Source organism: Vibrio sp. 99-8-1, from assembly GCF_013114595.1.
Lineage (GTDB): Bacteria > Pseudomonadota > Gammaproteobacteria > Enterobacterales > Vibrionaceae > Vibrio.
Map to the genome: position 1 here is coordinate 1 of NZ_VTXE01000041.1, position 18,503 is coordinate 18,503.

Annotated in this window: 14 protein-coding genes; 8 read left to right on the forward strand and 6 right to left on the reverse strand. The window is 42.3% G+C overall.

Features of this window, described 5'->3' with window-relative positions:
- Positions 1 to 87 precede the first annotated feature (87 nt).
- The 3 genes from F0227_RS18705 to F0227_RS18715 form a co-directional block, all read right to left on the reverse strand.
- A complete protein-coding gene (locus F0227_RS18705; protein WP_171754768.1) occupies positions 88 to 636 on the reverse strand; it encodes a hypothetical protein in 549 nt (182 codons plus the stop codon).
- 84 nt (positions 637 to 720) lie between these two features.
- Positions 721 to 2,121, reverse strand: a complete 1,401-nt coding sequence (locus tag F0227_RS18710; RefSeq protein WP_171754769.1) for a sigma-54 dependent transcriptional regulator — start codon at positions 2,119 to 2,121, stop codon at positions 721 to 723.
- Complete coding sequence (locus F0227_RS18715; RefSeq protein ID WP_171754770.1) at positions 2,108 to 3,946, reverse strand: ATP-binding protein; 1,839 nt, start codon at positions 3,944 to 3,946, stop codon at positions 2,108 to 2,110. The genes F0227_RS18710 and F0227_RS18715 overlap by 14 nt, the downstream gene beginning before the upstream one ends.
- Before the next feature lie 372 nt (positions 3,947 to 4,318).
- On the opposite strand from F0227_RS18715, the gene dctP reads away from it, so the two are divergent.
- The 4 genes from dctP (at position 4,319) to F0227_RS18735 (ending at position 8,555) form a co-directional block, all read left to right on the forward strand.
- Complete coding sequence (gene dctP, locus F0227_RS18720; protein ID WP_216613484.1) at positions 4,319 to 5,326, forward strand: TRAP transporter substrate-binding protein DctP; 1,008 nt, start codon at positions 4,319 to 4,321, stop codon at positions 5,324 to 5,326.
- Positions 5,327 to 5,472: 146 nt separating this feature from the next.
- Entirely contained in the window at positions 5,473 to 6,084 is a 612-nt protein-coding gene (locus F0227_RS18725; RefSeq protein WP_171754771.1) for a TRAP transporter small permease, read from the forward strand.
- A gap of 10 nt (positions 6,085 to 6,094) precedes the next feature.
- Positions 6,095 to 7,504: a TRAP transporter large permease gene (locus F0227_RS18730; RefSeq protein ID WP_216613485.1), complete on the forward strand. Its 1,410-nt coding sequence runs from the start codon at positions 6,095 to 6,097 to the stop codon at positions 7,502 to 7,504.
- Between the two features lie 334 nt (positions 7,505 to 7,838).
- A complete protein-coding gene (locus tag F0227_RS18735; protein ID WP_171754772.1) occupies positions 7,839 to 8,555 on the forward strand; it encodes a restriction endonuclease in 717 nt (238 codons plus the stop codon).
- 19 nt (positions 8,556 to 8,574) lie between these two features.
- On the opposite strand, the gene F0227_RS18740 is transcribed toward F0227_RS18735, so the two are convergent.
- A complete protein-coding gene (locus F0227_RS18740; protein WP_171754773.1) occupies positions 8,575 to 9,366 on the reverse strand; it encodes a transporter substrate-binding domain-containing protein in 792 nt (263 codons plus the stop codon).
- Positions 9,367 to 9,555: 189 nt separating this feature from the next.
- Complete coding sequence (locus F0227_RS18745) at positions 9,556 to 10,356, reverse strand: transporter substrate-binding domain-containing protein (RefSeq protein ID WP_171754774.1); 801 nt, start codon at positions 10,354 to 10,356, stop codon at positions 9,556 to 9,558.
- 258 nt (positions 10,357 to 10,614) lie between these two features.
- On the opposite strand from F0227_RS18745, the gene F0227_RS18750 reads away from it, so the two are divergent.
- The 4 genes from F0227_RS18750 to F0227_RS18765 all read left to right on the forward strand — a co-directional run bounded on the left by F0227_RS18750 (position 10,615) and on the right by F0227_RS18765 (position 16,852).
- Entirely contained in the window at positions 10,615 to 11,538 is a 924-nt protein-coding gene (locus F0227_RS18750; RefSeq protein ID WP_171754775.1) for a GGDEF domain-containing protein, read from the forward strand.
- A 176-nt stretch (positions 11,539 to 11,714) separates the two neighbouring features.
- Positions 11,715 to 14,168, forward strand: coding sequence for an EAL domain-containing protein (locus F0227_RS18755; protein WP_171754776.1), 2,454 nt, complete (start codon positions 11,715 to 11,717; stop codon positions 14,166 to 14,168).
- 225 nt (positions 14,169 to 14,393) lie between these two features.
- Positions 14,394 to 14,762 (forward strand): PilZ domain-containing protein, encoded by a 369-nt coding sequence (locus F0227_RS18760; protein WP_171754777.1) that lies wholly within the window; start codon positions 14,394 to 14,396, stop codon positions 14,760 to 14,762.
- A gap of 317 nt (positions 14,763 to 15,079) precedes the next feature.
- Positions 15,080 to 16,852 carry a lysophospholipid acyltransferase family protein gene (locus F0227_RS18765; protein WP_171754778.1) on the forward strand — a complete coding sequence of 591 codons (1,773 nt, stop codon included), beginning with the start codon at positions 15,080 to 15,082 and terminating at the stop codon, positions 16,850 to 16,852.
- A 116-nt stretch (positions 16,853 to 16,968) separates the two neighbouring features.
- Here the strand turns inward: F0227_RS18765 and hutH are convergent, their stop codons facing one another.
- Positions 16,969 to 18,501: a histidine ammonia-lyase gene (gene hutH / locus F0227_RS18770; RefSeq protein ID WP_171754779.1), complete on the reverse strand. Its 1,533-nt coding sequence runs from the start codon at positions 18,499 to 18,501 to the stop codon at positions 16,969 to 16,971.
- Positions 18,502 to 18,503 lie beyond the last annotated feature (2 nt).

The following is an 18,503-nucleotide window of genomic DNA, read 5'->3' on the forward strand; positions in this document are numbered from 1 at the left end:
AAACTGGAAGCAAGCGCTGAACCGCTTTATGATTATGTTCGAAGACCGATTAACTGAATACTTGTAACCAATGGCAGTTACACAGAATTATTTACAGGGTCCATCTATACGAATAAAGCTCGGGCTGGTCCAGTCATATAAACACATAGCGTAGTTAAAACCGTTCGCATCACCTGGATAGTACTGCTCTGCCAACTGTTGTAACTGTTCAATCGATTTGGTCGTGCCTGAGGGTGGGTTTTGATAGGGAACGATTTTGTGCTCCATCATCTCATCAAACAATGCCAGCACCTCTGGCGTCACCGCTGGAATAGCATGCAGTTTTCCAGATACGTGATTATCTTGCCCTGTTGCGGTAAAAGTACCATCTAGCTCAATCTCAAACTGAATGTTTGCTTGCTCGTGGTAACGATAACTAAGTCCATTCAACTTAAGAACGAACTCTCCCATCGCATCGGGTTGAGAACTGATATCTTCAATATCTATATAACCCAACCCATTTATCATTAATCGTTGGCCGCTCTCTTGCCCCTCTTGCTTCTCACCGCCTCTTACTTTTTCCAATGGAAAACCATCGCAAACGTAATAGGATACTGCTTGTTTCGAATTAACCTTTACTGACGAAATAGACCACATATTTAATTCCTTTGTTCACCTATACCAAACTAACATTTCATATAAACCATCATTTACTGAACCATCTTCCGCGTACTACTCACATTATAAGAAATCTCGACGTTGGATCTGGTACTGCTTCATCTTGTTATTAAGGGTTCTGCGTGGAAGTTCAAGCTCTTCGGTTACCGTTTGAATATTGCCTTTATGGCGTTTCAGAGCTTGAACAATTAACTGACGTTCGAACCCTTGCACCCGCTCCGCTAGATTATTGCTTGCGGGTGTCACGTTCTGCTGCTCTTCATGGCCTAAAATGGCACGAATAGAGCTGGAACGACTCATTGCTAACACATAACGCTCAGCTACATTTTTCAATTGCCGCACGTTTCCCGGCCAATCGTGATCAATAAGCAGCGCTAGCTCTTGTTCATCCAGTTCTGAATAGTCCCGCTCAAACTGGATAGAAGCTTTACGTGCAAAGTAATCAAACAACATGGGGATGTCTTCTCGCCTATCTTTCATGTCAGGTAGATGCAACTCCATCACGTTAAATCGATAGTAGAGATCCTCTCTAAATCGCCCTTCAACTGATGCTTTGGCTAAGTCTTCTTTCGTCGCCGCCACCACCCATAAATCTAATGCAATCTCTTTGTTCGAGCCCACCCGCTCCAGTTTTCGCTCTTGCAGTACACGCAGCAGTTTTATCTGAAAATTGATCGGCATACTCTCTATCTCATCCAAAAATAGAGTGCCTTTGTGCGCATGTTCAATCTTGCCTATACGTTGACTTTCCGCTCCGGTAAACGCGCCTTTCTCATGACCAAACAACTCACTTTCAAAAAGATTTTCAGGGATCGCACCACAGTTCACGGCCACAAATGGATGCTCACTTCGCACACTAAAGTCATGAAGACAACGCGCAATAAGTTCTTTTCCTGTACCTGTCGCGCCATTGATTACTGTATCGACGGGAGTTTGCCCTAACATGAGCACTTGTTGACGCAAAGCTGTCATCACGCCAGATTGACCAATCATCTTACTTTCCAATGATGGCTTCTGACTGAGCAGCCGCTGCAAATTTCTATTTTCTAGCACCAAACGTCGTTTTTCACTCGCTCGCTGAATTCTGTCCACCAATAGGTCTGGCTCGACCGGCTTTTCAATAAAGTCGTAAACTCCCGTGCGCATGGCGTCAACCGCCATACTTACATCACCATGGGCAGTCACGAGCAACACCGGAAGATCAGGATCTATGCGCTGAACTTCTGCCGCAAATGTCATGCCGTCCATCTCTGGCATACGAATATCAGACACCACTATTTGACGACCATTTGCGGTAATTGATGCAAGAGCAGCCTTAGCGTTCGGGTAATCTTCGACCTCTATCCCTGCCAAGTTTAACCACTGCTTGGTGGCTTTACGGATTGCGTCTTCATCATCCACTAAGACAACGTTAATCGGCTGAACATGATTGGTGCTGTTTATACTGTTGTTACTGTTTTTCATACGTTATATCCGCAGATGAGAGTGTAAGAGTAAATGTGGTGCCTTGATCCGAGTTTGGTGTCACTTCTAACCGTCCGCCAAACTCTTTAACAATACCGTACGAAACCGATAAACCTAGCCCCATGCCCTCCCCCGGAGGTTTAGTGGTAAAAAATGGGTCAAATAGCCTTGGCAGATGATCCGGGCTTACGCCACAACCATTATCGCGAATAGTCATCTTAACTTGGTCTTCAAACACCACAGTGCCAATATCTATCTGACCTTGCTCTACCGACTCTAATGCCTGAATCGCATCAATTGCATTACGTATTAAATTCACAATGATCTGTTCTAGCTTAATGTCATCAGCATTCACTAAAATCGGTTGCTCTGCAGGAGACCAATTAACCTTTACGGCAGAGTGTTCTATTTTTGAATTGAGTATCAATAGCGCATTGTTTATCACGTGAGTAAGCTCGACTCGACCGAATACCCCGCGAGACTTACTGGCAAAATTTTTAAGGTGAGTCACGATACTGGATACGCGACGGATCAATTTATCCACCTCCCCTAAATTCTCTTTTGCTAGCTGGTACTCTTGGCGCTCGATCAATAGCTTTGTGCTGGCCAAAAAGGTCAATGTCGCTTGCAGAGGTTGGCTAATTTCATGGACCAGTTCTGCAGATAACTGACCTAATGCCCCTATTTTCTCTGCTTGCACTAACTCTTCATGAGTCTGCCTTTGTGCTTTCTCTGCCCGGATTCGCTCATCTACTTCTCTTTTGAGTTGAGCGTTGCTCCTGTTTAACTCTTTGGTACGTTGAGTTACTCGCCACTCCAATAACTGTTGGTGTCTAATCCGACTAAAACCAAACAAACCGATAACCGCGAACAACGCCGCCACCAGCACCGAGATCAACATGGCGTTATTTTTGCTCTCTTTTAATCCCTTTAAATCACTTAAGTAATACAAGCTCCAACCAAGGTTAGCAATTTCTCGATGGTGCAACATGTAAGTACGGCTATTGGGTTGAATACTTTTGGAATGAGCGCTATTAAACAGCTTTATGATTTTATTTCCTTGAGGCGATGGAGAGAGGAACTCAAGATCCAAGGCATCAATCGAATGATGACTGTATTTTTTTGCTGCTTTCAATCGCGCCATCACATCAGCAGGTAGGGTGGACAAACTTCGGTAGCGCCATGCAGGATCACTGGCTAAGAAGATCACCCCATCGCTATCACTGACCCATACCTGCTCACCACCCGCTTTCCAGTTTGCTTCTAGTACCGACATGTTTATTTTCACCACCGCAACTCCGACGACTTTTTCATGAAAATAAACAGGACGAGAGAGAAATAAGCCCGGTTGCCCCGTCGTTACCCCTATGGCGAAGAATCGACTGGTGCTGCCTTTAATGGCTTGTTTGAAGTATGGACGGAAGTGATAATCGTTGCCCATAAAGCTAGTTGATAGGTTCCAGTTACTGCTGGCAACAACGATCCCTTGAGCATTCATTAAATAAAGAGCATCGGCATTCGACTCTTGCTGCCAACTTACCAATTTGTTATTCACCGCTTTTGTCGCATTGGGGTGACGTGGCTCTTGTAATAGCTGTAGCACCTGATGATCTTGAGCAACAATAAAAGGCAAGTAATCAAAGCGTTTATGTTCTGCTTCTGCCGTAGAGGCATACAGGTTTAACCTCTCCTCACCAACACGGTGTAGCTCTTGATAATGGGATTGTTCTGTCGTTTTTATTAACACAACAGCCAATATTCCCCCCAATAACAGAGCAAAAAGCACAATCCAACTGTAGGTTTTTTTAGTGCTGGTTTTGGACATCCTGTCTCTCCAGATTCAATGCAGCTTAACTCGGGTCTGTTAATCTAATATTAATATACACCAATAATACGATAAAACGGTGAGTGCGCTAGATGTCCTCGTGATGCCATCAAAACAATAAGCCAAAAATGGCTTATTGATCCATGCATCCATCACAGCAATCAGCCAACTTTGGCTTATCATGGGTTTGTTTCACCACTCCTGTAAGCTAGCTACAATCTCAAAAAAACAAATAGCACCTATTAATCAAAGGATTATAAATTTTATTTTGTAAACTGGCCTTGTTGGCAAAGCTTTTGCTCTGTAGTTGACGAATGATAAATGCTCTAGCCCTACATTTTAGAGCAAATAACGATAAACAAGGACGAAAGTATGAAAGCACTATCAACATCATTGATCACGACCATGATGCTCACTGGTTTTATGGTTGCAGAGGCAAACGCAGCCACTGAATGGAATGTTTCTCTATGGGGAAAGCGCCGCGCCTTTACTGAAAATGTGGAAAAGCTAGCTGAACTAGTAGAAGCAAAAACCAATGGTGAGTTTACCCTTAACATCTCGTATGGCGGTTTATCCAAATCTCGAGAAAACCTAGATGGTATCTCATTTGGCGCTTTTGAAATGGCTCAGTTTTGTGCCTTTTATCATCCAGATAAAAACCCAACAATCACGGTAACCGAACTGCCTTTCTCACAAGATGTGTCATTAGCACGAGTCAGTGAGATCTACTCACAGGTATTTAAACATCCTATCGTTAAGAAAGATTTAGCTCGCTGGAACGCCACACTGCTAATGCCTACGCCATTACCGCAATACAATATTGTCAGTAAGGGCGATACCTTAACGTCGTTAGATGACTTTAAAGGTCTTCGAGTACGTGGCCCTGGTGGCATTATGGGAGTACTTGGTAAATTAGACGCCGTGAAAACCGGGGTTCCTTTCTCTGAAGTACGTCAGTCCATGGATTCGGGCGTTATTGATGCAGCCTCATTTGCCCCCCATGCTCACCTCGCAACCAACTCATATAAAGTGGGGAACTGGGCAACAACCAACTTAAACCTTGGTTCAGCTAACTGCCCTGTCGTTGTTAACACTGAAGCACTAGAGATGCTAAAACCTAGCCATCGTGACGCTCTGCTTGGGTCTGTGGACGAAGCTCTGGATTATTACGTTAAGAGCTATGAGAAAAACACCACTGCTAAATACGATGCAGCAGTAAAAGAGCAAGGCTTAACCATGGTCACTTTCAACGCCGAACAAACAGATAAGCTCAACCAGTTATCAGAGTCGGTTCGCCAAGAGTGGGTTGATAAGCATAAAGGCAACTTCGACGCTCAAACGCTATTCGACTATACCGCGAACTTATTCGCGCAAAAATAGTGTCACTACAGGTTAGTTGTGCGATTTGCCAAATGGTAAATCGCCTCTATTGCTGGCTACCATGGACTTGGGCTCCTTTAACTCCAAGCTCGTGCTGCCATTAACCCCTTATATCTTATTCATCACTTAATAAGTAGGAGACTGATATGTCTGCAACTGCTTCTGTTTTGGAAGATAGTTCGGTCTTAAGCAGAACAGATCGCATGTTCTTTCGCTTTGAATCTTTCCTTAATCTCGCTGGCGGTATGGCCATTTTTTTACTGGTGCTGCTTGCGACCGTAAATGTGCTAGGTCGCTGGCTTTTCTCTGCTCCAATTAGCGGCTATGTTGACTGGGTAGAACAAGCAATGGCCTTTATCGCTTTTCTTGGTATCGCCTACACACAGCGAATGGGCGGTCATATCCGCATGGATATTCTGGTCGGAAAGCTCCGTCGTCGCTGGCTATGGTTTACTGAGTTAATTACTACCTCATTAATGCTTATCGTCACTCTCATCCTTATCTACGGCTCATACCTGCACTTTTGGCGTGCATTTTCGATTGGTGACTCTTCACTGGATATCAATTTGCCTACTTGGCCTGCAAAGTTGGCCGTGCCTGTCGCGCTTACTGTTCTTGCCCTGCGTTTGCTACTGCAAATCTGGGGGTATCTACGCGCTTTCAAACAGGGCACAGAGTATCCGATTGCCGTACCGTTAATTGAGTCGGCTGCCGAAGTTGCCGCCAAAGAAGCTGAAACCGTAAGCAGTCACGACTAGGAGATTAATTTTGTCAGAACTAATACAAGCCATGGCAAGCATGGATAGGGTTGAAATTGGCCTATGGGTGTCCGGTGCTATGTTGCTGTTTGTCCTGTTAGGTGTAAGGGTTGCCTTTGCAGCCGCCATTGCAGGGTTTCTCGGCTTACTATGGATATTCAGTGCCAAACTCGGCTTTGAACGCGGCTTTTTAGTGGCACTCAAAATGGCCGGAACCATTCCTCATTCAAAAGTGTCATCTCTCGCCTTATCACTGATCCCAACATTTATTCTTATCGGTTTTTTGGCCTATCACGCCGGATTAACTCGTTCACTGTTTGAAGCTGCAAAGCGTTGGGTCGGTTGGTTACCGGGCGGAATGGGAGTTGCGACCGTGTTCTCTACCGCGGGGTTTGCTGCGGTATCAGGAGCGTCCGTCGCCACATCCGCCGTATTTGCCCGCATTGCTGTTCCGGAAATGCTTAAACTGGGTTACGACAAGCGCTTTGCGGCTGGCGTCGTCGCCGCAGGTGGCACCTTAGCCTCTCTTATTCCACCTTCAGCAATATTGGTTATTTATGCCATTATCGTTGAGCAAGACGTAGGTGCGCTATTAATGGCCGGTTTTATTCCCGGCTTTGTATCGGCATTAATTTATGGTGGTCTAGTCATATTTTTGGCCATGACCCGTAAGGATTTTGGTCCCCCAGTAAAAGGATATACTTGGAAACAACGTTTTGAATCACTCCCCGCCGCTCTCCCGATCTTTTTTGTGGTTGCCATTATTATGGTCTGTATCTACGGAGGCGTTGGCACACCGACTGAGGCTGGAGCACTCGGCGCTTCACTGATTCTTGTTGTGGCTCTCTACCACGGTAGCCGTTGGAAAGAGCTCAAGAGCTCACTTATGGAAACCGCCAAACTGTCAGCGATGATTTTTGCCATTATTTGGGGGGTATTAATCTATGTTCGTTTTCTTGGCTTTGCCGACTTACCGAGCGCTTTCTCTGACTGGATCGTCAGCTTAGAACAGAGCCCAATGCTAACACTGTTGCTGATCCTTTGTGCTTACGCAGTATTAGGCATGTTCATGGATGCGATTGGTATGCTATTGCTTACCTTACCAGTGGTATATCCCGCAATCATTGCACTTAATGGTGGCGTGGATGTCGCAGCGGTCGATTCTGCTTTTGGGGTTTCAGGGGTAGGCTGCGCTATCTGGTTTGGAATAATCGTGGTGAAAATGGCAGAGCTTTGTCTCATCACTCCACCAATTGGCCTAAACTGCTTTGTTGTGGCAGGAGTTCGTCCTGAATGTTCTGTTCAAGATGTGTTCCGTGGATGTACGCCATTTTTTGTTGCGGATGTTGTGACAATCGCCGTACTTATCTCATTTCCGGGAATTGTACTCTGGTTACCGACATTAATAGGTTACGCTTAACGGCATATCACTGGTGGCACATTTCCATATGCCACCAGCCCACTCTCTAGCAGTATATTAGAACCTAGCAGAGTATAAGCACCAACTCTTATACTCTGCTTATAAAGCTAACATTAACCAAAATTACATTTTCTCTCTCGGCATCAGTTTCATTTGGCTGTATTACTTGATAACACCATATGCATCACGGCACTCGGATTTATTTTCTACTATTTGCCAAAACCCGTAGTGAAATCAAAATATCTCTCTTCTTTTCACTTATGATTCACCCTGCATATGGATCATGACGAAATTAACTTCGTCTAATGACACTAGAAGAATAAATTTCACTCAAATGGAAAAACAAAAAACGGGTTTATTATCATACTTATCAGGCAGTCTTTGGTGGGTATGTATTCTTGGCTCTGTTATAAGCTACGCTCTTTTTACTGGGCTATTACCGACACTTTTTACTCGTGTTTGCAGTCTCTGTAACACTCTCTATACAGATCAAATCGAGCTGGGACTACGCACATTTCTACCTGTTGTATTAATGACGTCTGTAACTCTTTTCATTGTCTGGTTCATCCTTTCTGCCATCAGAGCCCAGTTACAACAAAATAACGCCAAAGATAATTTAAAAAATCTCAATAAAAGAGAATTTGCATCTGTTCTCGTTAATTATTACCAAAAGCAAGGTTACCTAGTAAAAATGCTGGTTCACTCCAACGTTGAAAGCGAAAGTGAAATGGATATAGAAGTGACAAAATTTGGTCAAAGTCATTTAATCTATTGTCAGCATAGAAAAACACGGAGAGTTGAAACTAAAGTGGTTAAAGAGTATTACAATCGCTCGCTTTCACAGCAAGCAGATCGAATAACGATTGTCAGCTTAGGGGAGTTCACCCTTAATGCCCAACAGCTCGCACTTAGCAAAAATATCGACTTAATTAATGGCACTCAACTAGCAAAGATGCTGCAACCACTAGATAAACTGTTACCAAAAAATAAAGAGGAGAAAAATAAAGAGAAGAAAAATCAAAAACAGACACTGGCTTCACCACAAAACTAACGTATCTACTCTGCCAATATTACTCTCTTTTACTGGCATACTTGCTACTCTCTGTATTAATCACATCCTCTCGAACTGTCGCAATACTCTGCCAAATTTTTTCGACTAACTTGGGATTATTAGCAACAAATTTACCACTAAAAGTTAAATAGTAATCCTTGGTTTTTATTGCAGGCTCTACTCTTTCAATATTAGCTACTCCGTTGTCATTTAAGTAAGACTGGGCGGTAGTATCTTGAATGGCAATGCTAGGCAAACGTTTGGTTTCTAGCATATGAAAAAGTTGTTCTGTGGTTTTTACTTCTTCTACATTAATGCTTTTGCGTCTGAGCTCTTTTACGATAGAGAATCCTAAATGGGCACCAACAACTTTCTTTTCTGTACCTTTTACGCTAATACCGTCCCACTCAAAAGGCTGATCTTTTAACTTATAAAAATAATAACCTATTGTTGCCACTCGTTTGCTGCGATCAGGTACACCATTCACCATAGGGTAATTAGCGTACTTCGCTCTTTGAGGGTTATAGGAAAAGATAAATCCGCCGTCGACTTTACTGCTTTTTATATATTGTAAAACGCGTTTACCCGGAAGACGTTGGTATTCGACATTTATATCTAACTCATTGGCGACTTTATTAATAATATCGAGCGATAAGCCGGGAGGAAATGGGGTTCTTCCACCATTTCCCATTTGAAATGGATAAGACTGTATATCTGAATAAGCAAGTTTAAGCGTCGTTGCAGCCGCAAAAGAGACGGGCAATAACACTAAAGAGAGCAGTATGTAGGAACGATATCGAAAAACAGCCACACAAGAACCTTGTTTTTTTGTTTAGCATACAAAGGAATAAACAACATTTCTTCAATAAACGTCGCGCTTTTGACGAAAATCCCATTTACCTTATAGTGGGATAAGATTTTTCTGTCATCTTGCTCAAGCTCAATATACTTCTTGATTAAACAAAATTTGTAACTAAAAGATCAACAGCCCCCAAATTAATTACCATTCGCTTAGATGCTTTTCTATGATCAACTCTATTTCACCACGTTTATGCATCTCTGTTAGCAGAGTATTAAACTGTTCTACAAAATGAGCTTTATATGGGTACAGTTCATTGTTTACATTACTAAACCCAAGAAAACTATCTTCATAAGAAATAATAGGGCCAAACTGAACATTATCTAAATAGGCTCGATAATGTTCATCTTTACTCAGTTCATTTAACTCGGTCTTAATGACCAACTCATCGTTGATATAACAATCAATGCGTCCTGTTGCCACCATAAGTAGATTTTGCCCCGCACGACGAGACTCGGAAAGGAACATCTCATTTCTCGCCACTGCCTCAAAAAAGGCTTCTCCTCCTAACAAATAGCCGCTGCTCTGTCCTATGCTCAATCCGTAATAATCATTTGGCCACTTATTTCGCTCTATATCAAAAACCTTTTTTTGACATATCAATACCGTTTTCTCTCTATATAAAGGTGTGGAATAAGGCGATATATATGGACGTCGGTTGGGGTAGTAATAGGGAGGAAAAAGAGAAAACGCGTCACCTGTTTTAAGCAGAAAGAGCCCTCTCTCCCAAGGGACGGCTTTTAAAGTCACCTGGTAATCATCCATCTGCTCAAAAATCGTATTTAATACATCAATATAAATACCTTTGAACACCCCATCCTCTACCCAAGCATAAGGACGATAAGTAGATTCACCATAAATGGTGACATGCTGTTTTTGATTAGCAAAAGAGAAAAAGCTAATAGTGAACAGTAATAAAGAGAAACATAAAAACTTGTACACTATTAACATCACACCTCTATATTTATCCGTTATCTCTCATAAATTATAGACGACTAAATTGATGGCTTAGCAGTCAGCACGGGATTATCCTTACTAATTACAGGCTTTTTCCGGTCATTTTCTGACTCTATTAAGGTTACTCTGCTAAGTACAGGGCAGTTACTCATAATTTGAAGCTATCCACACATCCATATTCATTAGAAGAATTTATTGGTTCGAACAAGTAGAATAATGACATTGCAGTGACACGGATAGTTAATGAAAATCTCTGACCAATTTGATGGCTACAAAACCATACTAGAAACCCTGCCAGATCGCGTCTTTATTATCTCTCAATCCGGGATAATATTAGACGTAATGGGTGGTGATGGTTCTAGCATTGTCTTAAATAAACACGCTCTTGTCCGCCAATCTTTAAATAAAGTCTTTGGTAACGACAAAACTGAGCAGTTTGATGCCGTGATTCAGCGCGCAATTAAAGAGAAGACAGTTCAAGTTTATCAATATTCTGTTGAGCCAGACGTTTTTGAGAAACTATCTAGCACCTCAAAAATCGACTCTACCCAGTGGTATGAAGGTCGAATTCAACTGTTGCCATTTAAAGTAAACGACGAAGCTGTTGTGGTATGGATCTCCAGAAATACCACCCAAAATCACCTTTTACAAGAGAAGCTAAAGCAACAAGCTGAGTTAGATTACTTAACCGGTGTTTTAAGCCACCGCTCATTTTTTGATCGAGCCGTTCACTGCTTCAAATGCAAAAAAAGATACTGCAAAGCGACAACTCTACTGCTGCTTGATATCGACCACTTTAAATCCGTCAATGACACTTATGGCCACTTAGCGGGTGATGCCGTATTAAAAAATACCGCGACCACTCTTCAACAAGCACTGCGTGATGTGGATTACCTTGGGCGAGTAGGAGGAGAAGAGTTTGCTGTATTGTTAACGGATACCGATGTGAATGAAGCTTACCCCGTAGCGGAACGTATTCGTGAAAAAATAGAGCAAATGTTAACTCACTATAAAACGACCCCTATCCAGATAACCATTAGTATTGGCATCAGTGACATATTAAGTGATGATTCCGATATTACGGTCGCTTACGAACGTGCCGACAAAGCGTTGTACCAATCTAAGTTGGCGGGACGAAACCGCACCACCGTCTACCAGCAGAAGTAACACAAATTCAAAACCATAATAAGGCCAAATTGGGCTCATTTATCCGCTCATGAATATTAGCCCATTATTGATTAGATAAAGCTATTTCTTATTATGAAACAATTAAATAGATCAATAACTCCAATTGTAATTATTGTAGACTATAATTTGAACACGAGCTCAAAGGGAAAGTGGTTATGGTCGAACAGAATACAATTTCTGCTTCTAGTAAAGAAAAAAACAGAATTCGTCGCAAAGGCTTAGCGTGGACTTGGCAACTGGCGACGAACGAGTTTCAGATCGACCAAAAAGCTCTAAAAATTGCCTGTGAGATTGAAAAAGACATCAAAACGATAGAAGACTTTGTTTTACTCTTCTCTCAACAAGATAAAGAGACGCTAGTTAACTTATTAAAATCAGCCCATGAAGGAAACTCCCCCTCTCCGGTAAAAGTTAGCTTAGGACAGAATGAATTTGCAATGACAGCATGCATTGTCTCAGCCACCATGCTTAACAAAGATGTCGCCGCTGGCTATCTACAGTTTTTAAATGTATTGCCACCTCAAGAAGAGCTGTCTTCCATCGCATCGCAATTTTTTGAAAATGCACACCACGGTTTACTCGTCACGGATCAAGACACCAAGATCATTACTTGCAACGCCTATTTTGAAAACTCGTCGGGCTATAAACTGTCGGAGCTAGTCGGGCAAAAGACCAACATTTTTAATGCAAAAAAACACTCTTCGGAGTTCTTCGATCAGTTTTGGCATAAATTGAGTAACGAAAATTATTGGTCAGGCCTTATTCTGAGTAGAACGAAAAGCAACAAAATTGTTCCACAAGAGCTTTCAATTCAACGAATCGTTACAAGAAGTAAGAATGTTTATTATGTTGGAATGACAAAAAACCTCTCTAAAAAGCTTTATCGGTTAGCCGGCAAGGAGCACGGTGGTATTGAGCTATTAACGCAGTTACCCAGTGATAGCGACTACAAAGAGAAAGTGAAACAGATGTTCGATAACCTGCCGCAAAATAACGGCTTAATGGTGCTCTGTTTCTCTCCCGAACTTGATGCCACTATAGAGCATGAAGTAAGAAAAAAAATAGCCAGTGCCCTATCGAGTTTGCCGGATAATTTCACCACGGCTGGTTACCTAGGGGGTAACGCATTCTCTATTTGCATTTACTATAAACGTAGTGCTAGCCGCCCCCACTCTCTATCGATATATGAAACCATCAAGGCGGTCTTTCATTTAATCCGAAGTGAAGTTGATAACGATATTTATGATGTGTTATCACGATCTACCATTGGCACATCCGTGGTAGGACTAGACTCAAATGGTTCTGCAACTCTTGTTTCTCACGCCCTACAAGCCATGTATGAAAAGCATTCTCATAATAATAATAATATCTGTTTTTATAATAGAGCACTGCACGACAAGGTTAAAAAAAGAGAAACACTGGAGCAGCTAACTATTGAGTGTATTAAGAACTCAAATGTAGAAGTGTTCTTTCAACCTATTATTTCCAGTGAAAACTGGCAAATCAAAAAGTTTGAAGCCTTATGCCGATTTAGAGACACAGAGGGAAATATTCTCGACACTCAAAAAATCATAAAAATAGCAGAAGATCTCAATATGATTTCCGATCTTGATCTTGTGATGGCAGAGAAATCTATCTCATCAAGACAATTACTGGCAGAGATCTTTGGTAAAAGTGTAGAAATAACCATCAATATCTCTTTGGCAAGCAGCAAACCACTGAAGAAGCTGTTTGCTGATTTGTGTTTGATTTTGGACAAATATAGTGAAGAGATTCCCTTTATAACCATAGAGTTGACAGAGTCATCTTACTTTAACAGTGAAGACACCGATGCGGATCTTTTATTTGAGCTAAGAACAAAAGGGGTACAAATCGCTATTGATGACTTTGGTACCGGATACTCATCATTTGCTTATCTAAAAGATGGTAATTTTGATCTACTAAAAATTGACCGTGAATTTGTCAATGGGATTACGGTCGGCTCTCACAACTACTATATAGCCAAAATGATCACCAACTTAGCCCACACTTTAGGCGTTCAAGTCGTTGCCGAAGGTGTAGAGACACTGCAAGAGATCGTAATATTAAAAGAGTTAAAAGTAGACCTTTTACAAGGGTTCTATTTTAGTAAACCAAAACCACTTGAAGAGCTGACCCCATACTCAGGCTATGCTAAAAAACTCAGTGATCTACAAGGTTCATGTTCCAGCGATACCAGTGAACTGTTTATCTACCCACCAACCCTCAGTGCCGAAAATAACTTAGCTGAAGTCAAAGAGATTTTTGATAACACCAACTACATCGCTCTACCTGTTATTAATGATAAAACATGTGTCGGCTTTGTCAGTAAAGAGATATTCAATTTTCACTCATCACCATCAGTAGGCACCGATACCGAAACCGCACAGGACTACCGCCTATTAAGCAAACCTGTCAGCGCCATGATGGACAGTAGAATAACCCGTGTGCATCGCACTATTAATAGCGGTGAAATTCACGAAAAAATCAGAAATAACTATAGCTTTCCATGGATAGTAATTGACGATGATGGACACTATGTCGCCATCATTGATAATAACAGCATCATTAGTTATCTAAATGATCTGTAGTAACGCTTAAACGAGGTAATTTAAGTGAAACCCCACTAATTACTCTCACTTTGCGAAACTTCATGCTACTAATGTGGTTTCGCATCCTTCTACTTTCATATTGTGTCTATCACAAAAAATGCTCTTCATCGCAGATAAACAAAGGCTTCTTCTCTCTGTTCCTTGAAGTTACCCTGCTATGTGATAGCATCAGCCCTATATTTTTTTAAGTCATATGTTCAATTTATGGAACAAGAAGAACTAATTCAGAAACGAGAGTTCTTTCGTTTACGTTATCCTCGTAATGAAAGACCCAGAGCCAAACTATTAGGGCGCGATTTTTGGGTATGCGAAATTTCAGAGCAGGGAACAAGAATTCTATTTACTAACTCTCATCCGGTTACCCGTGGCATCTCTATCACCGGAAGCATCCGTTTTCATGATGGTGAAATGATAGAAATAAAAGGGCAAGTATTACGCTTAGATGATGGTGAACTTGTCGCGCAATTATCTAAAGGTCCCGATCTAAAACGGATGACCAAAGAACAGATTTACATTAGAAAAAAATACCCCGGTTTTTTTAACAAACAGAAAAGCGTCAATTTTATTAAATAACTGCACAGGTCATTATTTAAACTCAAGAAAATGGGCGCTTAGCCCATTTAACAGCATATATTCATTAGCAAATTCCCCCTCAACGGCTCTGATTTGTTAAATACCTCCAATTAATTTGTAATATAAATCCAACTTCCTCGGTCTATCTCCTCAAGTGTCTATAATAGAAAGTAATAAAAGTAGAATAGAACGTAACTCTATTTAGCTCGGTGTCATACAAAAGTCACCCTCTGTTCATCAATATCACATGTTTATACGCCAACCTGATGATCAAGCTTTGTAGAGTTCAACATATTTCATGTTTTTAGAGGTAATTTATGCAGCAAACAGCCAGCCCTTTTCGTTTACCAAGAAAAACACCGTTTGGTTTAGGTGAATCCTTTGCAGAATGGGCAACAGGGTTAAGCCAACTTGATAAGCTTTATGCTCAGCGACCTGCCGATTGTGATACCCAACAATTTCTACGTTTTACGTTAGAAGTACTTGGTATTGACTACCAAGTAATGCGAGGCTCACTAAATAATGTTCCAGCGGAAGGTGCCACGGTTATTGTTGCTAATCACCCTTTAGGTGGCGTAGAAGGGGTCATACTGGCAGAAATGTTGCTGACCATTCGCAGTGATATACAGATACTGGCAAACCACTATTTGAAAACCTTACCTGAACTGGATGAGTTATTTATTGGTGTCGATGTGTTTGAAGGTGCTGGTGCTGTAAGAGCAAATATGAAGGCACTTCGAACCGCCAATAAACATTTGGCGCAAGGAGGGTTACTGTTAATGTTCCCTGCAGGAGAAGTGTCTCAGCTCGTAGACAGTAAACAGGGGCGGCTAGAAGACAAAGAGTGGAGTCGTTCTGTTGGTTCGCTTATCCGTAAAAACCGAGCGGTCACCGTTCCAATGTACATTAATGGTCAAAACTCTAAACGCTTCTATTTAGCAGAAAAAATACACCCTTTACTGCGCACATTAATGCTGGGGCGCGAACTGCTCAATAAAAAAGATGAGGCGATCTCAATTGCCATTGGCGATCAGATTAAATTCAAAGAAGTGAACAAGTTAGATGATAAAAAACTTGTTAACTACTTGAGATTAAACACCTACCTGCTCAACGGCTCTGCTGAACAAAATACCCTGTCATTAAATGATGACACTTATGCCACTCCCGTTGCCGCAGCAATGCCTCTTGATACCATCTTACAAGAGATAGATAAGCTACCAGAGACCGCACAGCTACTCATTAGCGGCGAGTTTGAGGTCTACTGTACTGAATCTGAAAATATTCCGTCAGTGATGCATGAAATTGGCCGTCTACGAGAGTTAAATTTTCGCCAAGTGGGAGAAGGGACTGGAGAAGCGCTCGATGTAGATGAGTTCGACAAATCCTACTTACAGTTATTTGTTTGGGATAGAAAACATCAGAGAATGGTGGGAGCCTACCGACTTGGTTTGGTTGACGTGGTAACCAAAAACCAAGGTATAGACGGGCTTTATTCAACCACTCTATTTCATTACGACCAACGTTTTATCGATAAGATGAACTGTGGTAAAGCGATTGAAATGGGGCGCTCTGTTATTGCAGAAGAGTATCAGCGCAGCATGAGCGCACTGCTGCTGCTGTGGAAAGGGATTGCGAGCTTTGTCTATCGTAATCCACACTACACTCACCTATTTGGTCCAGTAAGCATTAGCAACGAGTACAGCCATGAAGCAAGACAACTATTAGCTGAGACCATGACCCTGCATCATTATGATCTGGATACCGCCAATGTGGTTAAAGCGTCTAACCCTTTAGAAAAGAAAAACACCTCGTGGAATACCAGCCTGCTCACCGCATTGGGGGATTTACAGCTTCTCTCTCGTGTCATCGCCAGAGTAGACAGTGGTAAAGGAGTTCCGGTACTGCTTCGACAGTATCTAGGGTTAAATGGAAAACTGGTCTGCTTTAATGTTGATCCCGCATTTAATGATGCATTGGATGGACTGATAGTGGTGAATCTTAAAAAAGTACCACAAAAAACACTTGGTCGTTATATGGGGTCAGAACAGGCCGCTGACTACTTACAACTTCACGGTGTGAGCAACGACTAGAATAAAGCCGTCGAAAAAAGAGCAGAAATAAAAAGAGCAGTAGACAATGATATCTACTGCTCTTTTTTGTGTTGCTCTATTTCTTATGGGCGGATGTTATTTAACCCACTGTTTCATCAGTAACTGCACAAGATATTTTCTGGCATTAAAGCGTTATGCACAGCCAACTTTAGCAGTTGATTGGCTTTCTCAATATCAGGTGAGAAGTAGCGATCCTTATCGTAAAACGACACCTTCTCTCGCAATATGGCTTTCGCTTGCTCGATCAGTGGAGAGGATAAGTTAGGTTTACGAAAATCTAGTCCTTGGGCAGCGGATAAGTACTCTACAGCCAAAATGCCACGGGTATTTTCCGACATATCTTTAAGCCTGCGCCCTGCAAAAGTGGCCATAGAAACATGATCTTCCTGATTGGCTGAGGTTGGTAAACTGTCTACCGACGCAGGGTGCGCCAATGTTTTGTTCTCGCTGGCTAGCGCTGCAGCGGTGACTTGGGCAATCATAAAGCCAGAGTTAACCCCACCATTGTCCACCAAAAACGGCGGTAATTTACTTAATGCGCTGTCAATAAGCAGAGCCATTCGCCTTTCCGACAGACTCCCCATCTCGGCGATGGCCAGCGCCAAGTTGTCCGCTGCCATTGCTACCGGTTCAGCGTGGAAGTTGCCTCCTGAAATGATGTCACCATCGTCAGCAAAGACCAACGGATTATCAGATACAGAGTTCGCTTCGACTTGCAATATGTCCGCAGCATTGCGAATTTGCTGTAAACAGGCTCCCATTACTTGCGGCTGACAGCGCAATGAGTACGGGTCCTGAACCTTTTCACAATCACTGTGAGACTGGCAAATGTCACTACTATGCTCCAGCAAATGACGATATGCCATTGCAGCATCAATTTGACCTCTGTGTCCCCGTACCCGATGAATTCTCGGATCAAACGGACGGCGACTACCCAGCGCCGCTTCCACCGACATGGCACCACAAACGGTTGCAGATGCATATAAGTCTTCCGCTTCAAACAGACCTTCTAACGCAAAAGCGGTGGAAGCTTGTGTGCCATTAAGTAACGCCAAACCTTCTTTCGGAGCCAATGTTATCGCTTCAAGACCGGCAATATGCAACGCTTCAAGGCCAGTAATTATCTTGCCATTATGTCTCGCTTCTCCTTCTCCCAACAGTACGGTACTCATATGAGCCAAAGGCGCTAGATCTCCAGATGCACCAACAGAGCCCTTCTTAGGCACACATGGATAAACTTGAGAGTTCACTAAGGTGATTAGAGCTTCTATGACTTCAAGGCGGATACCAGAAAAACCACGAGATAAGCTGTTAATTTTGAGTACCATCATCAAACGAACCGTTTCGTCCGACATAAACTCGCCAATTCCTGCGGCGTGAGATAACACGATACTTTTTTGTAGTGTTTCAAGATCCTCTGCGGCAATTCGGGTATTGGCGAGTAAGCCAAATCCTGTATTGATGCCATAAACGGTTCTATCTTCGCTGATCACTTGTTCCACCACTTTGGTACTGGCTTCAATATCAGGTATTGCCGCAGGATCAAGAGATAAATTTACCGGTGCTCGACTGATGTTTCGAAGAGCAGACAGTGAAAGTTGTCCCGGTGTTAACTGCAAATTAATCATAG

Excerpts from the sequence above, each read along its gene's own strand:
- F0227_RS18705 (WP_171754768.1), bottom strand. The coding sequence starts at position 636 with ATGTGGTCTATTTCGTCAGTAAAGGTTAATTCGAAACAAGCAGTATCC.
- F0227_RS18710 (WP_171754769.1), bottom strand. The coding sequence starts at position 2,121 with ATGAAAAACAGTAACAACAGTATAAACAGCACCAATCATGTTCAGCCG.
- F0227_RS18715 (WP_171754770.1), bottom strand. The coding sequence starts at position 3,946 with ATGTCCAAAACCAGCACTAAAAAAACCTACAGTTGGATTGTGCTTTTT.
- dctP (WP_216613484.1), top strand. The coding sequence starts at position 4,319 with ATGAAAGCACTATCAACATCATTGATCACGACCATGATGCTCACTGGT.
- F0227_RS18725 (WP_171754771.1), top strand. The coding sequence starts at position 5,473 with ATGTCTGCAACTGCTTCTGTTTTGGAAGATAGTTCGGTCTTAAGCAGA.
- F0227_RS18735 (WP_171754772.1), top strand. The coding sequence starts at position 7,839 with ATGGAAAAACAAAAAACGGGTTTATTATCATACTTATCAGGCAGTCTT.
- F0227_RS18750 (WP_171754775.1), top strand. The coding sequence starts at position 10,615 with ATGAAAATCTCTGACCAATTTGATGGCTACAAAACCATACTAGAAACC.
- F0227_RS18755 (WP_171754776.1), top strand. The coding sequence starts at position 11,715 with ATGGTCGAACAGAATACAATTTCTGCTTCTAGTAAAGAAAAAAACAGA.
- F0227_RS18760 (WP_171754777.1), top strand. The coding sequence starts at position 14,394 with ATGGAACAAGAAGAACTAATTCAGAAACGAGAGTTCTTTCGTTTACGT.
- F0227_RS18765 (WP_171754778.1), top strand. The coding sequence starts at position 15,080 with ATGCAGCAAACAGCCAGCCCTTTTCGTTTACCAAGAAAAACACCGTTT.
- hutH (WP_171754779.1), bottom strand. The coding sequence starts at position 18,501 with ATGATTAATTTGCAGTTAACACCGGGACAACTTTCACTGTCTGCTCTT.